Source organism: Rhizobium fabae, from assembly GCF_003985135.1.
GTDB lineage: Bacteria > Pseudomonadota > Alphaproteobacteria > Rhizobiales > Rhizobiaceae > Rhizobium > Rhizobium pisi.
In genome coordinates this window covers 278,885-302,773 of the sequence record NZ_ML133652.1, presented here as the reverse complement: position 1 = coordinate 302,773, position 23,889 = coordinate 278,885, and the positions used below count along the sequence as shown (strand labels likewise).

Below are 23,889 nucleotides of genomic sequence, written 5' to 3'. Positions count from 1 at the left end.
GGACTCTCCTGATCGATTCGGCATCTGCACCTGTATATTAGGCCGGTTGTTACAGGATTGTGAAGTCCAATAAATTCAGAGGATAAAGGCAATTTGAAGAGTGTTGCCGATCAGCCGATCGGCACCATGTCGCGGCGCATTTTCGTGGCGTAATAAGCCCAGAAAAGCCGGGCCGCGACCGAACGCCACGGCGACCAGATTTCTGCCAGGAGAGCAAGCGCTTTTGCCTGTGGCCGAGCCTCAAGGCCGAAGGCCACACCGACGGCATTCTGCAGCGCGACGTCGCCGGCCGGGAAGACATCGGCATGGCCGCCGCAGAACATCAGATAGACCTCGGCCGTCCAAGGGCCGACGCCCTTCAGCGCGGTGAGTTCGCCGAGCGCTTCGCCCGGCGGCTTCAGGCAAAGGCCGGAGAGATCGAGGCGGCCGGAGGCCACCGCTTCGGCGATCCGTGTGAGCGTCTCGGCCTTGGCGCGCGACAGGCCGAATTCCCGCCATGCCTCAGGGTGTAGCAGCGCATAACCTTCCGCAGTCAGCAGACCGTCCGCCGGCAGCATGCGACGCCAGATCGCCTCGGCGCTGGCGCGCGACACCATCTGCGAGACAATGATATGGGCAAGACCTGCAAAGCCGGGTTCACGCAGCCTGAGCGGAATAGGCCCGGCATCCGCCGCAATCGGCGCAAGGCGCGGATCGAGGCGAAGCAGCGCTTCCAGCCCCTGCGTGACGTCGTCTTCATTGCGGATGATCTGCACATTGCCTCGCAGTGGTTCGAAACCTGAATCCATGGCAGAAGAAAGCATGACCACGAGCGAGCGTCAAAAACCTGTCTTTCGTTTTGCGCCGAGCCCCAACGGGCCGCTGCATCTCGGCCATGCCCTCTCCGCCTTCCTGAACCGCGATATGGCGGAGGCCAACCATGGCCGCCTTCTGCTGCGCATCGAGGATATCGACCTGACGCGCTGCACGCCGGAATTCGAGGCCAGCATCCTGAGCGATCTCGACTGGCTTGATTTCAGCTGGGAAAGCCCGGTGCGGCGCCAGTCGGAACATTTCCCCGAATATCAGGCGGCGCTGCATGCGCTGATCGAGCGCGGCCTCGTCTATCCGGCTTTTCTCACCCGGGGCGAGGTGAAGACGCGGGTCGCCGCCTACGAGGCGGCGGGCGAAGCCTGGCCGCGCGATCCCGATGGTACCCCGCATTATCCCGCAACCGATCGCGAACGCCCCGAGGCAGAATCGCGGCAAATGCTCGCCTCGGGGAAGAGGCATGCCTGGCGGCTCGATATGCGCAAGGCGCTGGATCTGACCGGCGAGCTTTTGTTCTGGACGGAAACCGGCGACGGCAGGACAGGCGAGATCGCCGCCGAGCCTGAAGTCTGGGGCGACGTCATCCTGTCGCGCTCGGACGCCCCGTCGAGCTATCATCTCTCGGTGGTCGTCGACGATGCTCTGCAGGGCGTCACCCATGTCGTGCGCGGGCTCGATCTTTTCCACGCAACGTCGGTGCACCGGCTGCTGCAGGTTCTGCTCGATCTGCCGCAACCGATCTACCACCATCATCGGCTCATTCTCGACGCAGACGGCCGCAAGCTCTCGAAAAGCGAAGGCGACAGCGGACTTGGCGAATTGCGCGCCCGGGGCATGTCAGGGTCCGATGTTCGCCGCCTTGTCGGGCTCTGATTTCCTCGCCACGCGCTGCCGGCCGACGATCGAAAGCGTATGGGAGAACATCCGGAAGACGCGGAACTTGATCAGCGCCGCATTGATCTCCGCTCCGATGATGAAAATGACGCTGACCATATAAAGGAAGATCAGCACGATCATGACGGATGCGAGACCGGCATAGGTTGCCGTATAATTGGCGAAGGTCGCGAGATAGTAGGCGAAGATTAGCGCGCCGGCGAGCCAGAGAAGCAGGGTCAGCAGCACGCCGGGAATGACGTCAAAGACCCGCCGTTTGCCGGCCGGCAGCCAGAGATGCACGACGAGCAGGGCGATCGTCAGCACCACCAGCGTGCCGTAGATGCGCCAGCTGAAGACGATGTCGAGCGTATCGGCAAACAGCGGAAACCAGCCGCGCGCATAATCGAGGGCGAGCGGCAGCGCGACCAGCAGTATGCTGATCGCCGCAAAGATGACGACCGCGATCAGTACGTAGCCAAGGCTGGCGAGACGCGTGAGATACCATGGCCGCGTTTCCTGCACCCGATAGGCGCGGTTGAGCGAGATGCGCAGTGCCTCGACGCCGTTCGAGGCGAAATAGGCCGCCGCCAGCACCGATATCGTCAGCAGCCCGCCGCGCGGAATGGTCAGAACCTGCAGCACTTGGTCGGCGACCGGCTTGGCGATCGCCTCCGGCCAGGTATCGAAGATCAGGTGGATGGCGGTCGACGAAAACTGATTGGCGCCGAGGAAGCTTGCGAGCGCCGTGCCGAAGATCAGGAAGGGGAAAACCGCAAGCAGGCTCGACAGTGCCACATGGCTTGCCATGGCGAAGCCGTCGTCCTCGATCAGGTGACAGATCGCATCATAAACCACGTCGTAGATCGTGCGCAGCACCTTCGGCATTCCGTCTCCGGCTTTCCAGATTGTATCCTCTGGCCGAATATGGGAAACGAGTCCCATTTTGTACAGGAATCATTCCATGGCGGAGCAGCGCACCATCGTCGTGACCGGATGCTCGTCCGGTATTGGCGCGCATTGCGCGCGAGCGCTGAAAGCCGACGGCTGGCGTGTCTTTGCGACGGTGCGCAAGGCGGAAGATCTAGCCGGACTGGAAGCGGACGGCATCGAAGCCTTCCTGATGGACTACACCAGGGCCGAGACGATTTCCACGCTGGTCGGAGCGGTTCTGGAGCGCAGCGGCGGCCGCATCGACGCGCTCTTCAATAACGGCGCCTACGGCCAGCCCGGCGCCGTCGAGGACCTTTCGACGGCGGCGTTGCGGGCGCAGTTCGAGGCGAACTTCTTTGGCTGGCACGAATTGACCCGTCAGGTCATTCCGCCGATGCGCAAACGAGGCCAGGGACGGATTGTGCAGTGCTCGTCGATCCTCGGCGTCCTGCCCTATCGCTATCGCGGCGCCTACACCGCCTCCAAATTCGCGCTCGAAGGCCTCAGTGTCACGCTCCGCATGGAGCTGCAGGGCAGCGGCATTCATGTGAGCCTGATCGAGCCCGGTCCGATCGCGACACGTTTCACCGCCAATGCGCTCGCTAAGATCAAAGAGAATATCGACCTCGAGAATTCGCCGCACGCGGTCGACTATATCAGACAGTTGGCAAGGCTCGACGGTTCGGGGCCGGTCAATCGCCACAAACTTGGCCCCGAGGCGGTCTATTCGGTGTTGAAGCACGCATTGAACTCGAAAAAACCGAGGCCACATTATCCTGTAACGACTCCGGCTAAACAGGGCATGGTCCTGAAGCGGCTGCTTCCGGCAGATCTCTTCTACCGCCTGATGCGCTGGACGGACTGAGAAAGCTGAATGCCATGTCCACCGTCACCTATATCCTTGCGATCATCGTCATGGGCGTCGTCGCCCTCGTCCTGATCCGCGGCCTCTTCAACATGATGAAGGGCGGCGATGCCAATCTTTCCAACAAGCTGATGCAGCTTCGCGTCCTGTTGCAGGCGATCGCGGTCATTCTGATCATGCTGACGCTCTGGCTGACCGGCGGCGGCCGGCCGACCTGACCGGGTTCGTAGGGGGAGATCGTGGTCAAACTCAACAAGATCTACACGAAAACCGGCGATGACGGCACGACCGGGCTGGTCTCCGGCCCGCGCCGGACAAAGGACGACCTGCGCGTCGAGGCCTATGGCACGATCGACGAGGCCAATTCGGCGATCGGCCTGGCGCGCCTGCACACAACAGGCTTGCCGGAGCTCGACGCCATGCTGATGCTGATCCAGAACGACCTCTTCGATCTCGGCGCCGATCTCGCCACGCCCGATACCGGCGAGCCGCCTGCCTACGAGCCGCTGCGGATCGTCGAGACGCAGGTCGACCGCATCGAGCGCGATATCGATCAGTTGAACGCCGGCCTGGAGCCCTTGAAATCCTTCATCCTGCCCGGCGGCAGCCCCGCGGCCGCGCATCTGCATCTTGCCCGCACGATTGCGCGCCGCGCCGAACGCCTGATGGTGGCGCTTGGCCGCGCGGACGGCGAGATCGTCAGCGAGGCGGCGATGAAATATGTCAATCGCCTTTCCGATTTCCTCTTCGTCGCGGCGCGTCACGCAAATGACGGGGGCCAGGCGGATGTACTTTGGGTTCCGGGAAAAAACAGATAGGCTTGCCGCCATCACGCCGGGGGGCCTTAATGTTCATACCACTCCATGATGCCAATACGCTGAAACATATCAAGGTTCAGTGGGTGACGCTCGCCCTGATCACCCTGAATGTAGCGATATGGCTTCTGACCAGCCTGGAAAGCGAACAGGCCGCCCAGGCGACGACGGTCGCTCTCGGCTATATCCCGGCGATTGCTTTCGGCCACGCTGTGCTGGCGCAGGGCCTCGAAATCGTGCCCGAGCCGCTGACCTACCTCACCTATGCCTTCGTCCATACGGGCTTCTGGCACCTGGCTTCCAACATGATCTTCCTTTGGGTCTTCGGAGACAATGTCGAGGATGCGATGGGGCATCTGCGATTCCTGGTTTTCTACATTGCCTGCGCGGCGGCCGGCGCGCTTTGCCATGGCCTGCTGGGCACGACCTCGGAAGCGCCGCTGGTCGGCGCGTCGGGGGCGATCTCCGGCGTCATTGCCGCCTATGTCATGCTGCATCCGCGCGTCAGGGTCTGGGTGCTGGTGTTCTTCCGTGTACCCTTGCCGCTGCCGGCCTTCGTGCCGCTGCTTTTGTGGATCGGCCAACAATTCCTCATGCTGGCGATTGCTCCCGATGGCGACGTTTCCTGGGGCGCCCATGTCGGCGGCATCCTTGCCGGCGCTCTTCTGATCCTAGTCTTGCGCCGGTCCGACGTGCCGCTCTTCGATCGGGAAATCGTGACACCTCGCGCGGTGAGAAATGAAACCGGCAGCGGCCCAGCCGTTGCGGCCGGCACGGACGGACGAACGGCGCCGCGCCTTCCTTGGGGTCGAGGCCGGCAGTGATATTGACGTGAACGTCAACGTTATATATTGCCGAGGCAAATCGCCTGTCAGCGTCATGGAAGCGTTGTCTTTGGAGGAAAAACGCGTATCCATGTCGCCATTCGACAATCGGAGCGGCGCCTAAGCGCGCATTTTCCTAAAAACGCTGAAGCCAGTTTCTCTCGAAGGAAGGACCCCATGAAGATTCTCGTCCCAGTCAAACGGGTTGTCGACTACAACGTGAAGATCCGGGTTCGCCCGGATGGCACGGGTGTTGAGCTTGCCAATGTGAAGATGTCGATGAACCCGTTCGACGAGATCTCGGTGGAAGAGGCGCTGCGGCTGAAGGAAGCCGGCAAGGCTGAAGAGGTGATCGTTGTATCGATCGGTCCTGCCAAGGCCGAGGAGACGCTGAGGACGGCGCTCGCCATGGGAGCCGATCGCGCTATCCTCGTTGAGACCGACGATGCGGTCGAGCCGCTGGCGGTTGCCAAGATCCTGAAGGGCGTGGCCGAGGCCGAGCAGCCGGGGCTTGTTATCGTCGGCAAGCAGGCGATCGACGACGACTCGAACCAGACCGGCCAGATGCTGGCGGCACTGATGGGCGCGGCCCAGGCGACCTTTGCCTCGAAGATCGAGATCGGTGACGGCAAGGCGACCGTGACCCGCGAGGTCGATGGCGGCCTGCAGACGATCGAGATCAAGCTGCCGGCGGTGGTCACATCGGACCTGCGCCTGAACGAGCCGCGCTACGCCTCGCTGCCGAACATCATGAAGGCGAAGAAGAAGCCGCTCGACAAGAAGGCTCCGGCCGATTTCGGCGTCGACACGACGCCGCGGCTGAAGGTGCTGAAGACCGAGGAGCCGTCGGGCCGCAAGGCCGGCGTCAAGGTCAAGTCGGTCGCCGAACTGGTCGACAAGCTCAAGAACGAAGCCGGCGTGCTCTGATCGGGCAGGAACAGGAGTAAATTATCATGACCATTCTTCTTCTGGCCGACCACGACAATGTCACCCTCTCCGATCAGACCGCCAAGGCGCTGACGGCGGCAACCCAGATTGCCAAGGAACAGGCAAGCGATATCCATATTCTCGTCGCCGGCAAGGGCACCAAGGCTGCCGCCGATGCGGCGGCAAAACTGTCCGGCGTCTCCAAGGTGCTGCTCGCCGAAAGCGACGAGCTTGCCAACAATCTCGCCGAACCGCTCTCCGACCTGATCGTCTCGCTGGCCGGCGGCTATGACACGATCCTCTCGGCGGCGACCTCGGTCGGCAAGAACGTGCTGCCGCGGGTGGCCGCCCTTCTCGATGTCGCCCAGGTCTCGGAGATCACAGAGGTGATCTCCGCCGATACCTTCAAGCGGCCGATCTATGCCGGCAATGCCATCCAGACGGTGCAGTCGACGGATGCAAAGAAAGTGATCACCGTGCGCACCGCCTCCTTCGCCTCCGCAGCGGAAGGCGGTTCGGCGACCGTCGAGGCGATCCCGGCGATTTCAGATCCGGGTCTGTCGCGCTTTGTCTCCGATGCGCTGTCGGCTTCCGACCGTCCGGAACTGACGTCGGCGAAGATCATCATCTCCGGCGGCCGGGCGCTCGGCTCTGCCGAGAAGTTCAAGGAAGTCATCCTGCCGCTCGCCGATAAGCTCGGGGCTGCCGTCGGCGCCAGCCGTGCGGCCGTCGATGCCGGTTATGCGCCGAACGACTGGCAGGTCGGCCAGACCGGCAAGGTGGTGGCGCCGCAGCTCTATATCGCCTGCGGCATCTCGGGCGCCATCCAGCATCTGGCCGGCATGAAGGATTCGAAGGTGATCGTCGCCATCAACAAGGACGAGGAGGCGCCGATCTTCCAGGTCGCCGACTACGGCCTCGTCGGCGATCTCTTCGACATCCTGCCGGAACTCGAGAAGGCGCTCTGACCGGGCCAAATGCTTTTCTTTCGCACGTGCGAATGACTGGAAATTTGTCTTTTATCGGGCTACTACTGCTGCCGGGCGATCCTTCGCCCGGCAGTATTGCTACAATAATGCGGCAACGCGGGGGCGAGTGCCGAGCGGGGGTTTGGAGATGAATGCGGTGTTGAAGAATATTGGGATTATCGGTGCCGGCCAGATGGGCTGCGGCATCGCGCATGTTTCGGCCGCCGCAGGTTACAGGGTTCACATCTACGATCTCTCGCAGGACCGCATCGAATCCGGCCTTGCCACCATCAACGGCAACCTCGCGCGGCTGGTGACGAATGGCAAGATGACCGATGAGGAACGTAAATCGACCTTGTCGCGCATATCAGGCTCCGCCGACGTCAACGATCTCGCTCCGTCCGATCTCGTCATCGAGGCCGCGACCGAGGACGAAAGCGTCAAGCGCAAGATTTACACGCAGGTCTGCCCGGTGCTGAAGCCGGAGGCGCTGCTCGCCACCAACACGTCTTCCCTTTCCATCACCAGGCTGGCCGCCGCCACCGACCGCCCCGAACGCTTCATGGGCATACATTTCATGAACCCGGTGCCGGTGATGAAGCTGGTCGAACTGGTGCGCGGCATCGCGACCGACGAGAAAACCTTCTCCGCGGCCAAGGAATTCGTCGGCACGCTGGAGAAGACCATCACCGTTGCCGAGGACTTCCCGGCCTTCATCGTCAACCGCATCCTGCTGCCGATGATCAACGAGGCGATCTACACGCTTTATGAAGGCGTCGGTACCGTCGACGCCATCGATACGGCGATGAAGCTTGGCGCCAACCATCCGATGGGGCCGCTGCAGCTTGCCGATTTCATCGGCCTCGACACCTGCCTGTCGATCATGCAGGTGCTGCATGACGGCCTGGCCGACTCGAAATACCGTCCTTGCCCGCTGCTGGTGAAATATGTCGAAGCCGGCTGGCTCGGACGCAAATCCGGCCGCGGCTTCTACGACTATCGCGGCGAAGTGCCGGTCCCCACCCGCTAAAGCGGATTATCGTCACAAAGGGCGAATGGAACAAACGCCGGCGAAATGCTTTCCTTGCCGTGAAGGGGAGGAAATATCATGTCGACCGAAACACCCATGTTCCTGCTGCAATGCTTCGTCCTTATCGGACTTGCGGGTGTGTTCCTCATCAAAGGGGACGGAGATTCCTGACCGGCGTCCTTACGACCCGATCGCCCCCTTGATCAGCGCCTTGGCATCCTCGCTGTCCCAGGCGGCTGGACCGTTCATCGCGGAGATCAGGCAGCCCTTGTCGTCGAGCAGCAGCGTGACTGGAAGACCGAATGCGAGACCTTCCTTCTTCAGGCTGTTGAAGACGCCGATCGTATTGTCGCGGTAAAGCTGCAGCGCATCGACGCCGATTTCGCTCAAGAAAGCCTTCGGCTTCTCATCGTCGCCGGTATCGATATTGACCGGCACGACCTGAAACTTGTCGCTTCCCATATTCTTTTCCAGCGCGTTCAGGGCCGGCATCTCCTCGCGGCACGGCACGCACCAGGTTGCCCAGAGATTGAGAAGCACGGTCTTGCCGGCGAAATGATCGAGCGTCATCGGCTTGCCGTCCGGGCCATTGAAGGAAACCGCGGTCAGCTTGCGCGGCTCGTTGGCGGCAACCATGGCGGCAACCTGACCCTTCATGAGCGGCGTCAGACTGGCAGCACGCTCCTTCGTCAGCGGGCATTCGGCCGAAGCGCTATCGCCGATACCATTGCCAATCCCCGTCTCCTTCACGTATACCGCTGCCGCACCGGCAACGACGCCTGCAACGGCGGCGATTGCGATCAGTTTTACGGACGGCAGGCCGAAGGGTTTTTTTGTCGTCATTTCATTCTCCAGGACGGGCATTTTCCATGGCCGAGAACAACACGGACACCAAATCCTCCAACCAGATGTGGGGTGGGCGCTTCGCCTCCGGCCCGGACGCGATCATGGAGGAGATAAATGCCTCGATCGGTTTCGACAAGAAGCTATTCGCGCAGGATATCCGTGGTTCGGTCGCCCATGCGACGATGCTCGCCCATCGGGGGATCATTTCCGCCGAGGATAAGGACAAGATCGTTCACGGGCTAAACACGATCCTGTCAGAAATCGAAAGCGGCAATTTCGAATTTTCGCGCCGGCTCGAAGACATCCACATGAATGTCGAGGCGCGGCTGGCGACGCTGATCGGACCGGCGGCCGGCCGGCTGCATACCGCCCGCTCGCGCAACGACCAGGTGGCGCTCGACTTCCGCCTCTGGGTGAAAGAAGAGCTGCAAAAGACCGAACGGATGCTGACCGGCCTGATCGCCGCCTTCCTCGACCGCGCCGAAGAGCACGCCGAAAGTGTCATGCCGGGCTTTACCCATCTGCAGACCGCCCAGCCCGTCACCTTCGGCCATCATTGCATGGCCTATGTCGAAATGTTCGGCCGCGACCGCTCGCGCGTGCGCCACGCCATCGAGCATCTGGACGAAAGCCCGATCGGCGCTGCCGCCCTTGCCGGCACCGGCTATCCGATCGACCGCCACATGACGGCCAAGGCGCTCGGCTTCCGTGAGCCGACCCGCAATTCGATCGATACGGTTTCCGACCGCGACTTCGCCATCGAATTCCTCGCAATTGCCGCGATCTCAGCCATGCATCTGTCGCGCCTTGCCGAGGAGATCGTCATCTGGTCGACCCCGCAATTCGGCTTCGTACGCCTCTCCGACGCTTTCTCGACCGGCTCCTCGATCATGCCGCAGAAGAAAAACCCTGACGCGGCCGAGCTGGTGCGCGCCAAGACCGGTCGCATCAACGGCTCGCTGATCGCGCTGCTGACGATCATGAAGGGCCTGCCGCTCGCCTATTCCAAGGACATGCAGGAAGACAAGGAACAGGTCTTCGACGCCGCCGAGAGCCTGGAACTGGCAATCGCCGCCATGACAGGCATGGTGCGCGACATGACCGTCAACACCGCGCGCATGAAGGCGGCGGCCGGCTCCGGTTTTTCGACGGCGACCGACCTTGCCGACTGGCTGGTGCGCGAAGCGGGCCTCCCCTTCCGCGATGCCCATCACGTCACCGGCCGCGCCGTGGCGCTGGCCGAAAGCAAGGGCTGCGATCTTGCCGAACTGCCGCTCGCCGACCTGCAGGCGATCCATCCCGATATCACCGACAAGGTCTACGACGTCTTGACGGTGGAGGCTTCCGTCGCCAGCCGCAAGAGCTTCGGCGGCACGGCGCCCTCCGAGGTGCGCAAGCAGATCGCCTTCTGGCGCGGCCGCAACTGAGAGATATCGGGTGGGCGAAAATTCGCCCCGCCCTTCCCGCCAGCGCGGGAAAACCGCCCAACAATCAGGGTGCACAAGGCGGTTAAACTTCGCTATGAAGATGTCCATCGTCCCATAGGAATGATGTCCGTCATATGCCGCACAAGAGGATATCCATGCAGAAGAGCTTGCCGCACCTCATCCGCCTGACGGCGGTGCTCGCCGTCATCGGCCTTGCCGTTGCCGGATGCGGGCGCAAAGGCGATCTCGATCCGCCGAGCGCAGCGGCAACCAAGGAAGGCGACTCTTCCAAGCCGACGAAGCAGCCCGGCACCGTCGACAAGCCCTTCCTTCTCGATCCCCTTCTTTAAGGCGCGCACTCGTGAACCACTTTGAATACCGCGACGGCATCCTCCACGCTGAGAACGTTCCCGTTCCCGAGATCGCCAAGGCGGTCGGCACGCCCTTCTACGTCTACTCCACCGCGACGCTGGAGCGCCACTACCGCGTCTTCTCCGAAGCCTTCGCCGATGTCGACTCCATGGTCTGCTACGCGATGAAGGCGAATTCGAACCAGGCGGTGCTGAAGACGCTGGGGCGCCTCGGCGCCGGCATCGACGTCGTCTCGGAAGGCGAGTTGCGCCGCGCGCTTGCGGCCGGCATTCCGGCGAGCCGCATCATGTTTTCGGGCGTCGGCAAGACGCCGCAGGAGATGGATTTCGCCCTTGAGGCCGGCATCTACTGCTTCAACGTCGAATCCGAGCCGGAACTTGAAATCCTCAACCAGCGCGCAGTCAAGGCGGGCAAGAAGGCGCCGGTTTCCTTCCGCATAAACCCGGATGTCGATGCGAAGACGCATGCGAAGATCTCGACCGGCAAGAAGGAAAACAAGTTCGGCATATCCTGGGAGCGCGCCCGCGCCATCTATACCCATGCCGCCAAGCTCCCGGGCATCGAAGTCACCGGCATCGACATGCATATCGGCAGCCAGATCACCGAGCTGCAGCCCTTTGACGACGCCTTCAAGCTGCTGCGCGACCTAGTCGCGACGTTGCGCGCCGACGGCCACACCATCCATCACGTCGATATCGGCGGCGGCCTTGGCGTTCCCTACAAGGACGATAACAATCCGCCGCCGCTGCCCGATGCCTATGCCGCAATCGTCAAGAACCAGCTGCGCGGGCTGGACTGTAAGATCATCACCGAGCCCGGCCGCCTGATCGTCGGCAATGCCGGCATCCTCGTGACCGAAGTCCTCTATGTGAAGGACGGCGGCGAAAAGACCTTCGTCATCGTTGATGGCGCGATGAACGATCTCATTCGCCCGACGCTGTACGAGGCCTATCATGAGATCCGCCCGGTAACGATTTCAGCGGCGAACGCCCCGCGCATCCGCGCCGATGTGGTCGGCCCCGTCTGCGAGACCGGCGATTATCTGGCGCTCGACCGCGAAATGGCGATGCCGAAGCCCGGCGACCTCATGGCGGTCAGCACCGCCGGCGCCTATGGCGCGGTTCAGGCAGGCACCTATAACAGCCGCCTGCTGGTGCCCGAGGTTCTCGTCAAGGGCGGTGATTTCCATGTGATTCGCCCGCGCAGAACCTATGCCGAGCTGATCAGCCTCGACTCGGTTCCAACCTGGCTCGACTGAACCGCCCATCACTTTTTGGCGAATAAACGTGAAAAGCCGGCATTACCGGCCGCTCGCCCTCGCCTTCGCCACAAAGAGTGTTATCCTTTCGTTCATGAGCGTATTGCCCCGCAATCGCCGGAAGCGCCCTCTGTACCAGAACGCCAGATCGCGGAGACCGGACTGATGACCAGCCCCTCAAGGCAGAAGAAAGGTGCATTTGCGCTCCGCCCTTCGCTCGCCCGGCTGGTGACGACGAAACGCATGCTGGCGCGCATGGTGCTCTTCTTCGAGCAGTTGCTGCCGCCTCTGATGCCCGTCCTGTCGGTCATTGCCTTCTATCTCTGCGTTTCCTGGTTTGGGCTCTTCCGCAGCGTGCCTGACTGGCTGCGCATCCTGCTGCTGTTGGCCTTCGCCGCTGCCTTCCTTGTCTCGCTCCTCCCCTTCCGCAATCTGCGCTGGCCTGATGTCGCTGACGCCGACCGCATGCTGGAAGAGCGTAACGGCCTGCCGCATCAGCCGGTGACAGTCCAGGAAGACGAGCCGGCCTTCGACTCGCGCTTCGCGCACGTGCTTTGGCGCGAGCACCAGGCGCGCATGGCCGAAAAGATCGCAGCCCTCGATGCCGGCATGCCGAGGCCTGATATCGCCGCGCATGACCGCTTCGCCCTTCGCGCCATCCCGGCGCTGCTGCTCGTCACCGCCTTCGGCTATTCGCTGTCGATCAACGGCGGCTCGATCGGTGACGCGTTGCAGGCGGCGCCCGAGCAGGTAACGGTCGATCCGGCGGTACGCATCGACGCCTGGGTGACGCCGCCATCCTATACCGGCCGAGCGCCGGTCTATCTGACTACAGACGGCAGCGAGCAGGCGCCGATCGGCATTCCGCAGTTTTCGGGCCTCACCGTGCGCGTCAGCGGTGGGAAAACGGCCGAGAAAGTCGTGTTTCGCAAGGCGAATGGCGAGGCCCAGGATATTGCGGTGCAGGCGGACACAAAGCCGCAACAACCGCCGGCAACAGCCGGAGAGCAGCCGGATGGCACGCCCGCCAACCAGGCTCTTATCGCCCAGACGCATGTGATGAAGCTCGAGGAAAACGGCGCGCTTGAAGTCAACGGCCGCCGCTGGGGTTTCAACGTTCTCCCCGACAAGGCGCCGGAGATCGCCTTCGACGGTTTGCCGAAGCACAGCGTCAACGGAGCCCTCGAAATCGGCTTCACCGTCAAGGATGATTACGGGGTCCAGGAGGGCCATGCCGAGATCGTTCCCGTTGAAACCGATCCGGCCGCAACACCGCTCTATCCGCTGCCGGAATACCGGCTGGATATTCCCCGCCGCAACGCCCGCGACACCAAGGGCGTCACCAGCCGGAACCTGACCGAACATCCGCTTTCCGGCAAACGCGTGCGCATCACCCTCGTCGCCAAGGATGCCGCCGGCCAGACCGGCCGCAGTCCGCCCTATGAGATGACGTTGCCGTCGCGGCCCTTCAATGAGCCGCTTGCCGCCGCCGTCGCCGAGGAGCGGCAGGTTTTCGCGCTCGACACGCGCAAGATGCCGCAAGCGATCGCGCTGAACGAGGCGCTGACCATTCGTCCGGAGGAGACGATCCCCAAGCTCACCAACTACCTGCTCCTCGAATCCGCCCTGGCGCGGATGAAGCTCGCAAGGGGCGAGGATGCGCTGAAGGATACGGCCCAGTATCTCTGGGAGATCGCGCTCGGCATGGAGGACGGCGATCTTTCGCTTGCCGAACGCAAGCTGCGCGAAGCCCAGCAGAAGCTTGCCGATGCGTTGAACCGCAACGCATCCGACGAGGAGATCAAGAAGCTGATGGATGAGCTGCGCAAAGCGATGCAGGATTACCTGACGGAGCTTGCGGAGCGCATGCAGAACGCGCCGATGCAGCCGAACCAGAATGCGCAGAACATCCTGCGCCAGCAGGATCTGGAACGGATGATGGACCAGATCGAGAATCTCGCCCGCTCGGGCAATCGTGATGCGGCCCAGCAGATGCTGTCGGACTTGCAGCGCATGATGAACAACCTGCAGGCGGGCCGCCCGCAGCGGGGCCAGCAGGGCCAGGAAAACAGCGAGGCGCGCAAGCAGATCGATAAGCTCGGCGAGATCTTGCGCGACCAGCAGAAACTGATGGAACAGACCTTCCGCCTCGATCAGCAGCTCAAGGACCGCATGCAGCGCGGCGACCCGGATATGGGCGAGAACGACCCGCTGCTCGACGAAATGAATCCGGGAGAAAATGGCGAGCCGCAGGATAAGCAGCAAGGCCAGCAGGGCCAGAACCCCTCCGACCAGATGACGGCTGAGCAGCTCAAGGAAGCGCTGAAACAGTTGCGCGCCCAGCAGGATGCGCTCGGCAAGCAGCTCGGTGAACTGCAGAAAAACCTGGGCGATATGGGCATGAAGCCCGGCCCGGGCTTCGGCCAGGCCCAACGCGAGATGGACGGCGCCGGCCGCGAACTCGGCCAGGGCCGCGGCGACACGGCTGTCGAGAACCAGGGCCGCGCGCTGGAAGCGCTTCGCCAGGGCGCCCGCGACATGATGAACCAGATGATGCAGGCACAACGAGGCCAGCAGGGCCAGGGCCCGGACGGTCAGGTTGGCCAGGGCGACCAGAACGGCCGCGACCCACTCGGACGGTTGCGGCGTGCCGAAGGCCCGGATTTCGGCGACAACAAGGTGAAGGTTCCCGACGAAATCGACGTTCAGCGCGCCCGCGAAATCCTCGATGCGATCCGCGAGAAGCTCAGCAATAATCCGCCGCAGGAGATGGAACGGCGGTATCTCGAACGTCTTCTGGACATCCAGTAAGCCTCACACCGCCGTGCAATGATCAGGAGCGCTCGCTAAGCGACGAGCGCCCGGGCAACTGCCTTGCGGATATCGGGAAGCGCGAATGGCTTGGCAACGACGTCGATGATCTTTTCGGCAAGGTCGTCAGCCCGTTCGCGCTGCTCGGCATAGCCGGTCATCAGCAGGATCTTCAGGCCTGGAAAGGCGTCTTTTGCTTGATGGGCGAGTTCGATACCGTCCATCACGGGCATGCGGATATCCGAAAGCAGCAGATCGTAGACCCCGTCCTTCAGCTTCTCCAGCCCCTCGGCGCCGTCGGCCGCCTCATCGGTCTCATGACCGTCGAGCCGCAAGGCCCGGGCTACGAAAGACCGCAGGGAGTCCTCGTCTTCCGTAATCAGAATTCTTGCCATATGTGCATTGCTCCGTCTTCAGCCCCGCGACGGAAATCACCAGACTTTCCTTTTCGATCGGTAAAGATGACGAAGCGATGAGCGGAATGGTTAACAACCCGTCTTGATCACCAAACCGGATGATGCTCAGGCATCCCCGGTAACGACGCCGACGAAAGGCAATTCGCGAAAGGCATAGGCAACATCCATACCGTAGCCGACGACGAAGTAGTCAGGGCATTCGAAGCCGACATAGTCGGCCTCCAGCTTTTCCTTGCGCTTGACGCGCTTGTCGAGCAGCACGGCGATCGTGACATTGCGCGCGCCACGCTCGAAAAGCAGCTCCTTGGCAAAGAGCAATGTGCGGCCGGATTCGAGAATATCGTCGATCAGCAGCACATCGCGGCCGTGCACGTCGCTGTCGATATCCTTGACGATGCGCACGCCCTGCGAAACCGTGCCGCTGCCATAGCTCGACAGCGTGATGAATTCGACCTCCGGGGCAAGGCCGCTGTCATGCAGGGCACGAATCAGGTCGGCGGCGAAAATGAACGACCCCTTGAGCACGGCAATGACGAGCAGGTCCTTGGTCGGGCCGCTGGCGATCTCCCGCGCCATCGAATGATTGCGCTCGGCGATCTGCTCGGCGGTGAAGAGCGGCTCGATGTTTTTTCCGCGCACGACAGGCATAAGGGCTTGCTCCATGAAAAGAAGGGTAAGCCGTTAGCACAAATGCGGATCTGAAACAGCCTCGCCGACCATGAAATTAACGCGATTGGCGCTACCTCTGGCGGGAAGTCGACCATTTTACATCTCAAAGCTCTACGGCAGGAAGGAAAGCCGAACCTCCGGCATCTTACCACCAGCATGCTGGACACGCGCCGAAAAGCCCCGGCTCTGGCCGCTGTAGATGACATCGACAGGCGGATCGATGACGATGCTTGCGGTGAGCCGTTCATCGGTCACGAAATCGGCGCGGATCGGATGCACCGTCTGCGTCGTGCCGCTCTCGTTTTCGACGATGCCATTGATGACAAGCACGCGCATGCCGTTCGCATCGCGCGGCGTCACCGTCACATGGGTGAAGTGCAGCGGCGCTCCCGAAGAGGCCCGCTCGCCGGAAAGACCGGAAAAACCGCCGGCAAGCCCGAAGACGAGTACGGCGAGCGCCAGCACCAGCGCCGCAAAACTGCGCAGAGAGGCGCGCTGCAGCCAGGATTCCGCCGTCCGCAGGGCGGAAGACGCCGCCTGCATGAACGGCGGCTGCGCGACGCTTGCGGCGGCCATGCGCCTGCGATTGTCGTTGTGGGTTCTGGCATTGAATTCCTGCGGCCGGACTTTGCCGACCGTCACGAATTCGGCGTCGGAAATATCGGCAGGCCGCGCCCTGCGGTATTGGTGGCGTGCGGGTTCCGGCGGCAGGAAATCATAGGCCTGGCCCGGCGTCCGGCGGCTGAAGGAGGATGCTTCCATGGTGGCTGCCTCGCAGATGTCCACATGGTTTCGATGCCAAGGGAAATCTTGGCATTGAAACGAATCCCGCTCAGTCGTAAATTTTAATGGTTAATGCTTCGCAAAGATTGCCATCAAACGGGCGTCTTTCCGGCAAAATTTACCGGCTGTTAACGGTGTTGGTTAACAAGTCACGCGGTGAAACCCACAACAGACTGAGCTGCCCGTTGATCCACTTCGAGAATGTCGGTTTGCGCTATGGCATGGGCCCGGAAATCCTCCGAGACCTGACCTTCGACATTCCGAAGAAATCCTTTCAGTTCCTGACAGGCCCCTCGGGCGCCGGCAAGACCTCGCTGCTGCGGCTGCTCTTCATGTCGCTGCAGCCGACGCGCGGCCTGATCCGCATGTTCGGGCGCGATATTTCCGAAATTCCCCGCCCCGAACTGCCGCTGCTGCGCCGCCGCGTCGGCATCGTTTTCCAGGATTTCCGTCTCCTCGACCATTTGACCACCTATGAGAATGTCGCCCTGCCGCTGCGGGTACGCGGCAAGGATGAGAGTTCCTACAAGACCGATGTCCTGGAGCTTTTGAAATGGGTCGGCCTCGGCGAGCGCATCAACGTGCTGCCGCCCGTGCTTTCAGGCGGTGAGAAACAGCGCGCCGCGATTGCCCGGGCTCTGATGGACCGGCCTGAAGTGCTGCTGGCCGACGAGCCGACGGGCAATGTCGACCCGCCGATGGCGAGGCGCCTGCTCAATCTCTTCCTCGAGCTGAACCGGCTCGGCACCGCCGTCGTAATCGCGACGCACGACCTGGCGCTGATGGAGCAAGTGGAAGCCCGCCGCATGATCCTTTCGGGGGGGCATCTCGATATCTATGACTGAGCCCCCATCCAGAAGCCGGGAGAAGGCGCCTGACAAGGCGGAGCAGAAGCGGCCCGAAATGCGCGTGCGTCCGACCGCGCCGATCCTGCCGCCCTCCAACATCCAGGGCAATGCCCTGATGGTGGTCATCGCGATCATGGCCTTTCTCGCCTGCCTGACGCTCGGCGGCGTCAGCATGGTGCGCTCGACGGCAGCAAGCTGGGAGAGCCAGATCTCCCGCGAGATCACCATCCAGATCAAGCCGGACGACAATCTCGACATGGAAAAGGCGCTGACGCAGGCGCGCGACCTGGCCATGACCTTCGTCGGCACCAAGAGCGGCCAGATCGTCGACGAGGCTGCGACCGCCCGCCTGCTCGAACCCTGGCTCGGCCCCGGCCTCGATCTCAAGGACCTGCCCGTTCCCCGCCTCATCGTCGTCACCATCGACGAAAGCAATCCGCCGGATTTCGACGCGATGCGGTCGCTCCTCAAGGACAGCATCCCGCAGGCGAGCCTCGACGATCACCGCACCTGGGTCGATCGGCTGGTGTCCATGGCGCACACGACTGTCATGATCGGCACCGGCATCCTGCTCCTGGTCTTCACGGCAATGGTGCTCACCGTCGTTTTCGCCACGCGCGGCGCGCTGTCGGGCAACCGGCACGTCGTCGAAGTGCTGCATTTCGTCGGCGCCGAGAGCTCCTTCGTCGCCACCGAATTCCAAAAACATTTCCTGAAAATCAGCCTCAAGGGATCGGCGATCGGCAGCGCGCTTGCCGCACTTTTCTTCGCCACGGCCGGCTTCTGGCAGAGCCGCACCCTCGCAACCCCGGAAACGGACCAGGCGACCGCGCTCTTCGGCACCTTTTCCGTCGGCGTGCTCGGTTATGCCGGCATCTTCGCGACGATGATCGTCATCGCACTGCTGACAACCTTCACAGCGCGGCTGACTGTCATGCGGACGATCTACGAAATCGATACGCTGCGGTCGGATCCGACGCGCACCGACGGCATCGCAAGTTGATCGCAACCATGCCGCATTGTCATGAAAAGCGTCTGTTCCGCGCCGCAATCAGCGTATAATCACGATTCATGACCATGGGCCATACGACACACAATTCGACTCGGCAGGACCCGGAGCTTCATCGCCCGGCGGGTCTGCCGCCGCGGCGTGGACCGGTCCGCCGCCTGCTGCGCTGGGGCGGCTTTGCCTGCGTGCTGGCGATTGCCCTGGTGTTCGGCGGCTTCCTGCGTTTCGCCGATTCCGTGACGACGCTGAAGCCCCCGGCCGAACCGAAGGCGGATGCGATCGTGGTGCTGACCGGCGGCTACCAGCGCATCGACCAGGCCGTGGAGCTGCTGCAGAAGGGCGCCGGCAAGCGGCTCCTGATCTCCGGTGTCCACCCGACGACAACGCCGAGGCAGATCCGCAAGATGACGCAGGGTTCGGCCGATCTCTTTTCCTGCTGCGTCGATATCGGCCACGACGCCATAGACACGATCGGCAACGCCGAAGAGACCTCCAACTGGATCCATGCCAACGGATACAGGAGCGTCATCGTCGTCACTAACAACTATCATATGCCGCGGAGCCTCGCCGAACTCTCCTACGTCGATCCCGACATCGAGTTCATCCCCTATCCGGTGGTCAATTCCGATTTGAAGACCCGAAACTGGTTCACCGACCCGAACGCGATGCGCGTCATGCTCGCCGAATATGTGAAGGTGCTGCTGGCCGGCGCCCGCAACGTCACCGGCTTCGGGCGCCACACCGGGCTGCGCTCGGCAAGCGTTTCCGCCTCGGACTGAGGCTTTTGCACCAGGGCGTCATCAAACGCTTTTTCTGGCGGGCAATATCGTGTAGGCCGGTCGCGTGAGCATGCCTCGGGAAAGTTTCATGATCGCCCTGCGTTCCATTCTCTTCAACACGATCTTCTATGCCAATCTCATCACACGGATGATCGTGCTCTCGCCCTATTATTTCGTGGTGCCGCGCCTGACGGCCTATGCGATCCCGAAGAACTGGGCACGCTCCAACCACTGGCTGATGCGCATCATCGTCGGCACGACCTTCGAGATCGAAGGTCTGGAAAACTTGCCTGATGGTAGCTACATCCTGGCGCCGAAGCACCAATCCTTCTGGGATACCTATGCGCTGCTGCCCAGGCTCAAGGACCCGGTCTACATCCTGAAGCGCGAGCTGATGTGGATTCCGCTCTTCGGCTGGTACGCGAAGAAGCAGCGCATGATTCCGGTCGACCGCGGCGCCCGCGGCAAGGTGATGGTGGAAGTGCTGAAACGCACGAAGGAAGAGCTTTCGACCGGCCGCCAGCTCATCATCTATCCCGAGGGCACCCGCCGCCCGCCGGGCGCCGAGCCGGTCTATAAATTCGGCATTGCCCGCATGTACCGCGATCTCGGCATTCCCGTCGTGCCGGTCGCCATGCATCCCGGTCTTTTCTGGCCGCGGCGGAGTTTCCGGCGCTATCCCGGTCATTTCAAGGTGAAGATCCTGCCGCCGATCATGCCGGGAATGGATCCGGACGCCTTCTTCGCCCATCTGATCGAGGTGACGGAGCGGGCAAGCGACGAGCTGCTCATCGATACGGTCGAGCGCAATCCGCATCTGCCATTGCCGCCGACAGCGGTCGAAAGGCTGAGGGAGCTGCGCAGGCTGAAGGCCGCGACGGCCTGAAATTAGCGCCTTCCCGGTCAGGCAGCCCGCAGCCGCTCCACTTCGCCGGCGACCTGCTCCAGCCAATGGTCGCGAATGCCCATCTGCCTCAGATGCGCGAGCGTGTTGAAGACATAGGCATCGTTCGGGCCGGACTGGCCCTTGGCGACGTTCACCACCTGTGCCGCCTCAACCGCATCGAGGCTTCCTGCATATTGCTCATGATCGCGATCGACGATGTAGGAGACCGCTTCGACCTTGCGGCCGCCGGCAAATTGCAGCCGCACCCGGCGCTCCAGGTAGACGTTGGTGACAAGCTCGCGGGCGCGGAGATAGTCGATCACCTCATCCCATTTTTCCGGCGAAATGCGGAACGCCATGCCGCGGCAGGCCCCGCCCCTGTCGAGGCCGAGAACGAGGCCGGGATTGTCGCGGGTGCCGCGGTGGACGAAGGAGCGAACGCAGAGCGAACGCCTGTAGCCATGCACCCGAGCTTCTGCCCGCTCCAAGAACTCGAAGCCCGGATTCCACATCAGTGAGCCGTAGCCAAATACCCAAAATTCGTCCATATCGCACGCCAGACCGGAATCACATTTGCGACTCACCATTGGAGAACATCATGGCAGCGTCAAGCCGATCCGGCAGCGGCGAATCCAGCAGCGGCAAGAAATTCTGGTTGCTGGGTGGCGGCATCCTCCTGGTAATCGCGCTCTACACCGGCGGCTGGTTCTATGCGGCCTCCGCATTGAAGACCACGGTACTGAAAGCAATCGCCCCGCGCGATCAGGCCGGCGTCAGCGGTGAATGCTCCGATATCGAATTCCGCGGCTATCCCTTCCGCATCGGGTTGTTCTGCTCCAAGATCGATGTCGACGACAATGTCAACGGCGTCTCGGCCACCTTCGGTGCGCTACGCTCGGCGGCGCAGGTCTATGCCCCCGGCCATATCGTCTGGGAGCTCGATTCGCCGGCGGAAATCCGCACCAGCAACGGTCTCTCGATCTCGGCCCAATGGGCGAACCTGCAATCGAGCCTCGCGACCAGGCTGCAAGGCATCGACCGCAGCTCGACCGTCATCGAGGGCCTGAAAGCCACGGCGGTCTCCTCCTTCACCGGACAGACCATCAGCTTCGATGCCGCCCACACCGAAATTCATCTCCGCCAGAATGGAGCAGATCTCGACGGCGCGATCTCCGTGCAGGATGCCAATACGGCGATCAAGGACTGGCCGCAAATCTTCCCGAAACTCTCCGCCAGCATCGATCTCACCCTCGCCGGCAAGGCCGGCTTGATCGACGGCAGCGACCGGAACGGCCTCAACGGCGCCGCCGGCGAGTTGCGCCGCGTCGTCGCCGATATCGGCGACGGCAAGGTGATGACGCTGACAGGTCCCTTCTCCTTCGACGAGCAGGGTTTTCTCTCCGGAAAATTCAAGCTGGAGATCGAACAGCTCGGCCCCTGGGGCGACAGCCTGAAACAGGCCTTTCCGAATATCGCCTCGACCGTCAACACGGCGACGAAGCTGTTGAAGTCGCTCGCCGGAGGCGGCAACAAGGTGTCGGTCGATCTCGTCGTCGATCGCGGCCACGCCACCGTTAGCGGCTTTATCCCACTCGGCCGGATTCCGCCGATCTAACCGGTCCCGCCTCTCAGGCTTTGGCGGCTACTTCTTCTCAAGCGCGTGAGGGCGGCCGAAATCGGGGGCGTCGACATCCTGGCCGGCCTGAACGATCGAGCGGCGGATGGCGCGGGTGCGGGTGAAGAGTTCGAAAATCTTATCGCCTTCGCCCCAGCGGATCGCCCGCTGCAGATAGGCGAGATCTTCGGAGAAGCGCGCCAGCATTTCGAGGATCGCATCGCGGTTGTGCAGGCAGACGTCGCGCCACATCGTCGGGTCGGAAGCGGCGAGACGGGTGAAATCGCGAAAGCCGGAGGCCGAATATTTGATGACCTCGGACTCCGTCACCGTTTCCAGATCGTCGGCGGTGCCGACGATGTTATAGGCGATGATATGGGGCAGGTGCGAGACGATCGCGAGCACCTTGTCATGATGCTCGGCATCCATCTCGTCGACCTTCGAGCCGAGCGCCTCCCAGAAGCCGCGCAGCCGCTTCAGCGCCGTTTCGTCAGTGCCCGCAACCGGCGTGAAGATACACCAGCGGCCTTCGAAGAGACCGGGAAAGCCGGCATCCGGGCCGGATTTTTCCGTGCCGGCCAGCGGATGGCCGGGGATGAAATGCACATTGTCAGGCATATGCGGCTGCATCTGCGCGATCACCGAGGCCTTGGTGGAGCCGACATCGGTGACAATAGCCCCCGGCTTCAGGCTTCCCGCGATCTCCCTGGCAACGCCTTCCGATGCACCGACCGGCACAGAAACGATGATAAGATCGGCATCCCTGGCCGCCTCCGCCGAAGACGTCGTGTAGCGGTCACCGAGGCCGAGCTCTTCGGCCCGCTTCAGCGTATCGGCGCTGCGTGTCGCGACGACGATCTCTTTCGCAAGACCGAGCCGCCGAATGTCGTAGGCCAGCGAAGAGCCGATCAGGCCGATGCCGATCAGCGCGATGCGATCGAACTGCACGCTCATGCCCGACGCCCCATGAATTCGCCGAGCGCGGCGATGACGCCGCGATTGGCCTCTTCAGGGCCGACGCTCAAGCGCAGCGCGTTGGCGAAACCGTAGCCGCGCATGGCGCGCAGGATGTAACCGCGGCTCATCAGGAACTTGTCGGCATCCGGTGCTCGCTTGCCGTCGATATCGGGGAAATGGATGAGGACGAAATTGGCGACGGAGGGCGTCACTTTCAGCCCGATCGCTTCGAGGGCCTCTGTCAGCGTCTCCACCCACATCTGGTTGAAAGAGACGGCCTGCTGGACGAAGGCCTGGTCGCGGATCGCCGCGGCGCCGGCGGCGATCGCCGCCGCATTCAGGTTGAACGGCGCGCGCACGCGGTTCACCGCATCGACAATGTCGACGGGCGCGTACATCCAGCCGACACGCAGCGCCGCAAGACCGTAGGCCTTCGAAAAGGTGCGGGTCATCACCACATTGGCGTTGGAGGACACGACCTCGATCCCGGCTTCGTAATCGTTGCGGCGCACATATTCGGCGTAGGCCGCATCGAGCACAAGCACGACATGTTTCGGCAGCCCGGCCTGCAGGCGGCGGATTTCGCTGACGGGGACATAGGTGCCAGTGGGATTGCCGGGATTGGCGATGAAGACGATCTTTGTCTTTTCGGTCACCGCGGCAAGAATCGCGTCGACATCGACGGTGTGGTTCTTTTCCCTAACGACGACGGGGGTCGCGCCCGCGCCCAGGATCTGGATCTTGTAGACGAGGAAACCGTGCTCGGTGATGATGCCCTCGTCGCCGGCGCCGAGATAGACATGGCAAAGCAGGCCGAGCAGTTCGTCGGAACCATTGCCGCAGAGGATGTTTGCCGGATTGAGGCCGTGCACGGCGGCGATCGCCTCGCGCAGTTCGATCGCCTGCCCGTCGGGATAACGCCCGAGATTGTCGGCAGCCGCCTTGAAGGCTTCGACCGCTTTCGGGCTCGCGCCGAGCGGCGTTTCGTTGGACGAAAGCTTGTAGACGCGGGCAACGCCCGGCGCATGTTCCTTGCCCGGCACATAGGCTGCGATATCGAGAATACCGGGACGCGGAACGGGCTTGCTCATCTCAACGCTCATGGGTCGACCTTGGATTTTCCGGAAAATGACCAAGTGCCATTAAAGCGGAATGCGGTTCTTGTCGA

Annotated in this window: 26 protein-coding genes; 17 read left to right on the top strand and 9 right to left on the bottom strand. The window is 62.4% G+C overall.

Annotation, left to right across the window (positions count from 1 at the left end; all coding sequences use genetic code 11):
• Positions 1 to 110: 110 nt before the first annotated feature.
• Positions 111 to 803, bottom strand: a complete 693-nt coding sequence (locus tag EFB14_RS18780; protein ID WP_126827901.1) for a DNA-3-methyladenine glycosylase family protein — start codon at positions 801 to 803, stop codon at positions 111 to 113.
• On the opposite strand from EFB14_RS18780, the gene gluQRS reads away from it, so the two are divergent.
• On the top strand, positions 802 to 1,683 hold the full coding sequence (gluQRS, locus tag EFB14_RS18775; protein WP_126827899.1) for a tRNA glutamyl-Q(34) synthetase GluQRS: 882 nt from the start codon (positions 802 to 804) through the stop codon (positions 1,681 to 1,683). The genes EFB14_RS18780 and gluQRS overlap by 2 nt on opposite strands.
• Here the strand turns inward: gluQRS and EFB14_RS18770 are convergent.
• Entirely contained in the window at positions 1,648 to 2,571 is a 924-nt protein-coding gene (locus EFB14_RS18770) for a YihY/virulence factor BrkB family protein (protein WP_125850804.1), read from the bottom strand. The genes gluQRS and EFB14_RS18770 overlap by 36 nt on opposite strands.
• Positions 2,572 to 2,647: 76 nt before the next feature.
• On the opposite strand from EFB14_RS18770, the gene EFB14_RS18765 reads away from it, so the two are divergent.
• From EFB14_RS18765 to EFB14_RS18735, 7 genes are all read left to right on the top strand, one after another.
• Positions 2,648 to 3,481: an SDR family oxidoreductase gene (locus tag EFB14_RS18765; RefSeq protein ID WP_126827897.1), complete on the top strand. Its 834-nt coding sequence runs from the start codon at positions 2,648 to 2,650 to the stop codon at positions 3,479 to 3,481.
• Between the two features lie 14 nt (positions 3,482 to 3,495).
• On the top strand, positions 3,496 to 3,699 hold the full coding sequence (locus EFB14_RS18760; protein ID WP_088677727.1) for a twin transmembrane helix small protein: 204 nt from the start codon (positions 3,496 to 3,498) through the stop codon (positions 3,697 to 3,699).
• Positions 3,700 to 3,720: 21 nt separating this feature from the next.
• Positions 3,721 to 4,299 (top strand): cob(I)yrinic acid a,c-diamide adenosyltransferase, encoded by a 579-nt coding sequence (locus EFB14_RS18755; RefSeq protein WP_126827895.1) that lies wholly within the window; start codon positions 3,721 to 3,723, stop codon positions 4,297 to 4,299.
• A gap of 29 nt (positions 4,300 to 4,328) precedes the next feature.
• Positions 4,329 to 5,120, top strand: coding sequence for a rhomboid family intramembrane serine protease (locus EFB14_RS18750; RefSeq protein WP_126827893.1), 792 nt, complete (start codon positions 4,329 to 4,331; stop codon positions 5,118 to 5,120).
• 177 nt (positions 5,121 to 5,297) lie between these two features.
• Complete coding sequence (locus tag EFB14_RS18745; RefSeq protein ID WP_126827891.1) at positions 5,298 to 6,047, top strand: electron transfer flavoprotein subunit beta/FixA family protein; 750 nt, start codon at positions 5,298 to 5,300, stop codon at positions 6,045 to 6,047.
• A gap of 26 nt (positions 6,048 to 6,073) precedes the next feature.
• Entirely contained in the window at positions 6,074 to 7,015 is a 942-nt protein-coding gene (locus EFB14_RS18740; protein WP_126827889.1) for an electron transfer flavoprotein subunit alpha/FixB family protein, read from the top strand.
• A 148-nt stretch (positions 7,016 to 7,163) separates the two neighbouring features.
• Positions 7,164 to 8,045: a 3-hydroxybutyryl-CoA dehydrogenase gene (locus EFB14_RS18735; RefSeq protein WP_125849432.1), complete on the top strand. Its 882-nt coding sequence runs from the start codon at positions 7,164 to 7,166 to the stop codon at positions 8,043 to 8,045.
• Positions 8,046 to 8,225: 180 nt separating this feature from the next.
• On the opposite strand, the gene tlpA is transcribed toward EFB14_RS18735, so the two are convergent.
• On the bottom strand, positions 8,226 to 8,888 hold the full coding sequence (tlpA, locus tag EFB14_RS18730; RefSeq protein WP_126827887.1) for a thiol:disulfide interchange protein TlpA: 663 nt from the start codon (positions 8,886 to 8,888) through the stop codon (positions 8,226 to 8,228).
• Between the two features lie 26 nt (positions 8,889 to 8,914).
• Here tlpA and argH point away from each other — a divergent pair, with 26 nt between their 5' ends.
• The 4 genes from argH (at position 8,915) to EFB14_RS18710 (ending at position 14,759) form a co-directional block, all read left to right on the top strand.
• The gene (gene argH, locus EFB14_RS18725) at positions 8,915 to 10,318 is read left to right on the top strand and encodes an argininosuccinate lyase (protein ID WP_126827884.1); all 1,404 of its coding nucleotides are present in this window, start codon (positions 8,915 to 8,917) and stop codon (positions 10,316 to 10,318) included.
• Between the two features lie 155 nt (positions 10,319 to 10,473).
• Complete coding sequence (lptM, locus tag EFB14_RS18720; protein ID WP_125849442.1) at positions 10,474 to 10,668, top strand: LPS translocon maturation chaperone LptM; 195 nt, start codon at positions 10,474 to 10,476, stop codon at positions 10,666 to 10,668.
• Positions 10,669 to 10,679: 11 nt separating this feature from the next.
• Entirely contained in the window at positions 10,680 to 11,948 is a 1,269-nt protein-coding gene (gene lysA, locus EFB14_RS18715; protein WP_126827882.1) for a diaminopimelate decarboxylase, read from the top strand.
• Positions 11,949 to 12,113: 165 nt separating this feature from the next.
• The gene (locus EFB14_RS18710; protein WP_126827879.1) at positions 12,114 to 14,759 is read left to right on the top strand and encodes a TIGR02302 family protein; all 2,646 of its coding nucleotides are present in this window, start codon (positions 12,114 to 12,116) and stop codon (positions 14,757 to 14,759) included.
• Positions 14,760 to 14,794: 35 nt separating this feature from the next.
• Here EFB14_RS18710 and EFB14_RS18705 read toward each other — a convergent pair whose 3' ends face one another.
• From EFB14_RS18705 to EFB14_RS18695, 3 genes are all read right to left on the bottom strand, one after another.
• Entirely contained in the window at positions 14,795 to 15,154 is a 360-nt protein-coding gene (locus EFB14_RS18705) for a response regulator (RefSeq protein ID WP_003543311.1), read from the bottom strand.
• A 126-nt stretch (positions 15,155 to 15,280) separates the two neighbouring features.
• Positions 15,281 to 15,823 (bottom strand): hypoxanthine phosphoribosyltransferase, encoded by a 543-nt coding sequence (hpt, locus tag EFB14_RS18700; RefSeq protein WP_126827876.1) that lies wholly within the window; start codon positions 15,821 to 15,823, stop codon positions 15,281 to 15,283.
• A 132-nt stretch (positions 15,824 to 15,955) separates the two neighbouring features.
• Positions 15,956 to 16,606: a hypothetical protein gene (locus EFB14_RS18695; protein ID WP_126827874.1), complete on the bottom strand. Its 651-nt coding sequence runs from the start codon at positions 16,604 to 16,606 to the stop codon at positions 15,956 to 15,958.
• A gap of 206 nt (positions 16,607 to 16,812) precedes the next feature.
• On the opposite strand from EFB14_RS18695, the gene ftsE reads away from it, so the two are divergent.
• From ftsE to EFB14_RS18675, 4 genes are all read left to right on the top strand, one after another.
• Complete coding sequence (ftsE, locus tag EFB14_RS18690; RefSeq protein ID WP_126827871.1) at positions 16,813 to 17,472, top strand: cell division ATP-binding protein FtsE; 660 nt, start codon at positions 16,813 to 16,815, stop codon at positions 17,470 to 17,472.
• Positions 17,465 to 18,478, top strand: coding sequence for a cell division protein FtsX (locus EFB14_RS18685; protein ID WP_126827869.1), 1,014 nt, complete (start codon positions 17,465 to 17,467; stop codon positions 18,476 to 18,478). Before ftsE ends, EFB14_RS18685 begins: the two co-directional genes overlap by 8 nt.
• Positions 18,479 to 18,546: 68 nt before the next feature.
• Positions 18,547 to 19,263, top strand: a complete 717-nt coding sequence (locus EFB14_RS18680; protein ID WP_183604869.1) for a YdcF family protein — start codon at positions 18,547 to 18,549, stop codon at positions 19,261 to 19,263.
• An 88-nt stretch (positions 19,264 to 19,351) separates the two neighbouring features.
• On the top strand, positions 19,352 to 20,149 hold the full coding sequence (locus EFB14_RS18675; RefSeq protein ID WP_126827867.1) for a lysophospholipid acyltransferase family protein: 798 nt from the start codon (positions 19,352 to 19,354) through the stop codon (positions 20,147 to 20,149).
• A gap of 17 nt (positions 20,150 to 20,166) precedes the next feature.
• On the opposite strand, the gene EFB14_RS18670 is transcribed toward EFB14_RS18675, so the two are convergent.
• The gene (locus EFB14_RS18670) at positions 20,167 to 20,697 is read right to left on the bottom strand and encodes a gamma-glutamylcyclotransferase (protein ID WP_126827865.1); all 531 of its coding nucleotides are present in this window, start codon (positions 20,695 to 20,697) and stop codon (positions 20,167 to 20,169) included.
• A 50-nt stretch (positions 20,698 to 20,747) separates the two neighbouring features.
• Between EFB14_RS18670 and EFB14_RS18665 the strand changes: the two genes are divergently transcribed.
• Positions 20,748 to 21,764: a DUF2125 domain-containing protein gene (locus EFB14_RS18665; protein ID WP_126827863.1), complete on the top strand. Its 1,017-nt coding sequence runs from the start codon at positions 20,748 to 20,750 to the stop codon at positions 21,762 to 21,764.
• Between the two features lie 27 nt (positions 21,765 to 21,791).
• Here EFB14_RS18665 and EFB14_RS18660 read toward each other — a convergent pair whose 3' ends face one another.
• Together EFB14_RS18660 and hisC are read right to left on the bottom strand one after the other, a co-directional pair.
• Complete coding sequence (locus EFB14_RS18660) at positions 21,792 to 22,718, bottom strand: prephenate/arogenate dehydrogenase family protein (protein ID WP_126827861.1); 927 nt, start codon at positions 22,716 to 22,718, stop codon at positions 21,792 to 21,794.
• Positions 22,715 to 23,812, bottom strand: coding sequence for a histidinol-phosphate transaminase (hisC, locus tag EFB14_RS18655; RefSeq protein WP_183604870.1), 1,098 nt, complete (start codon positions 23,810 to 23,812; stop codon positions 22,715 to 22,717). The genes EFB14_RS18660 and hisC overlap by 4 nt, the downstream gene beginning before the upstream one ends.
• Positions 23,813 to 23,889 lie beyond the last annotated feature (77 nt).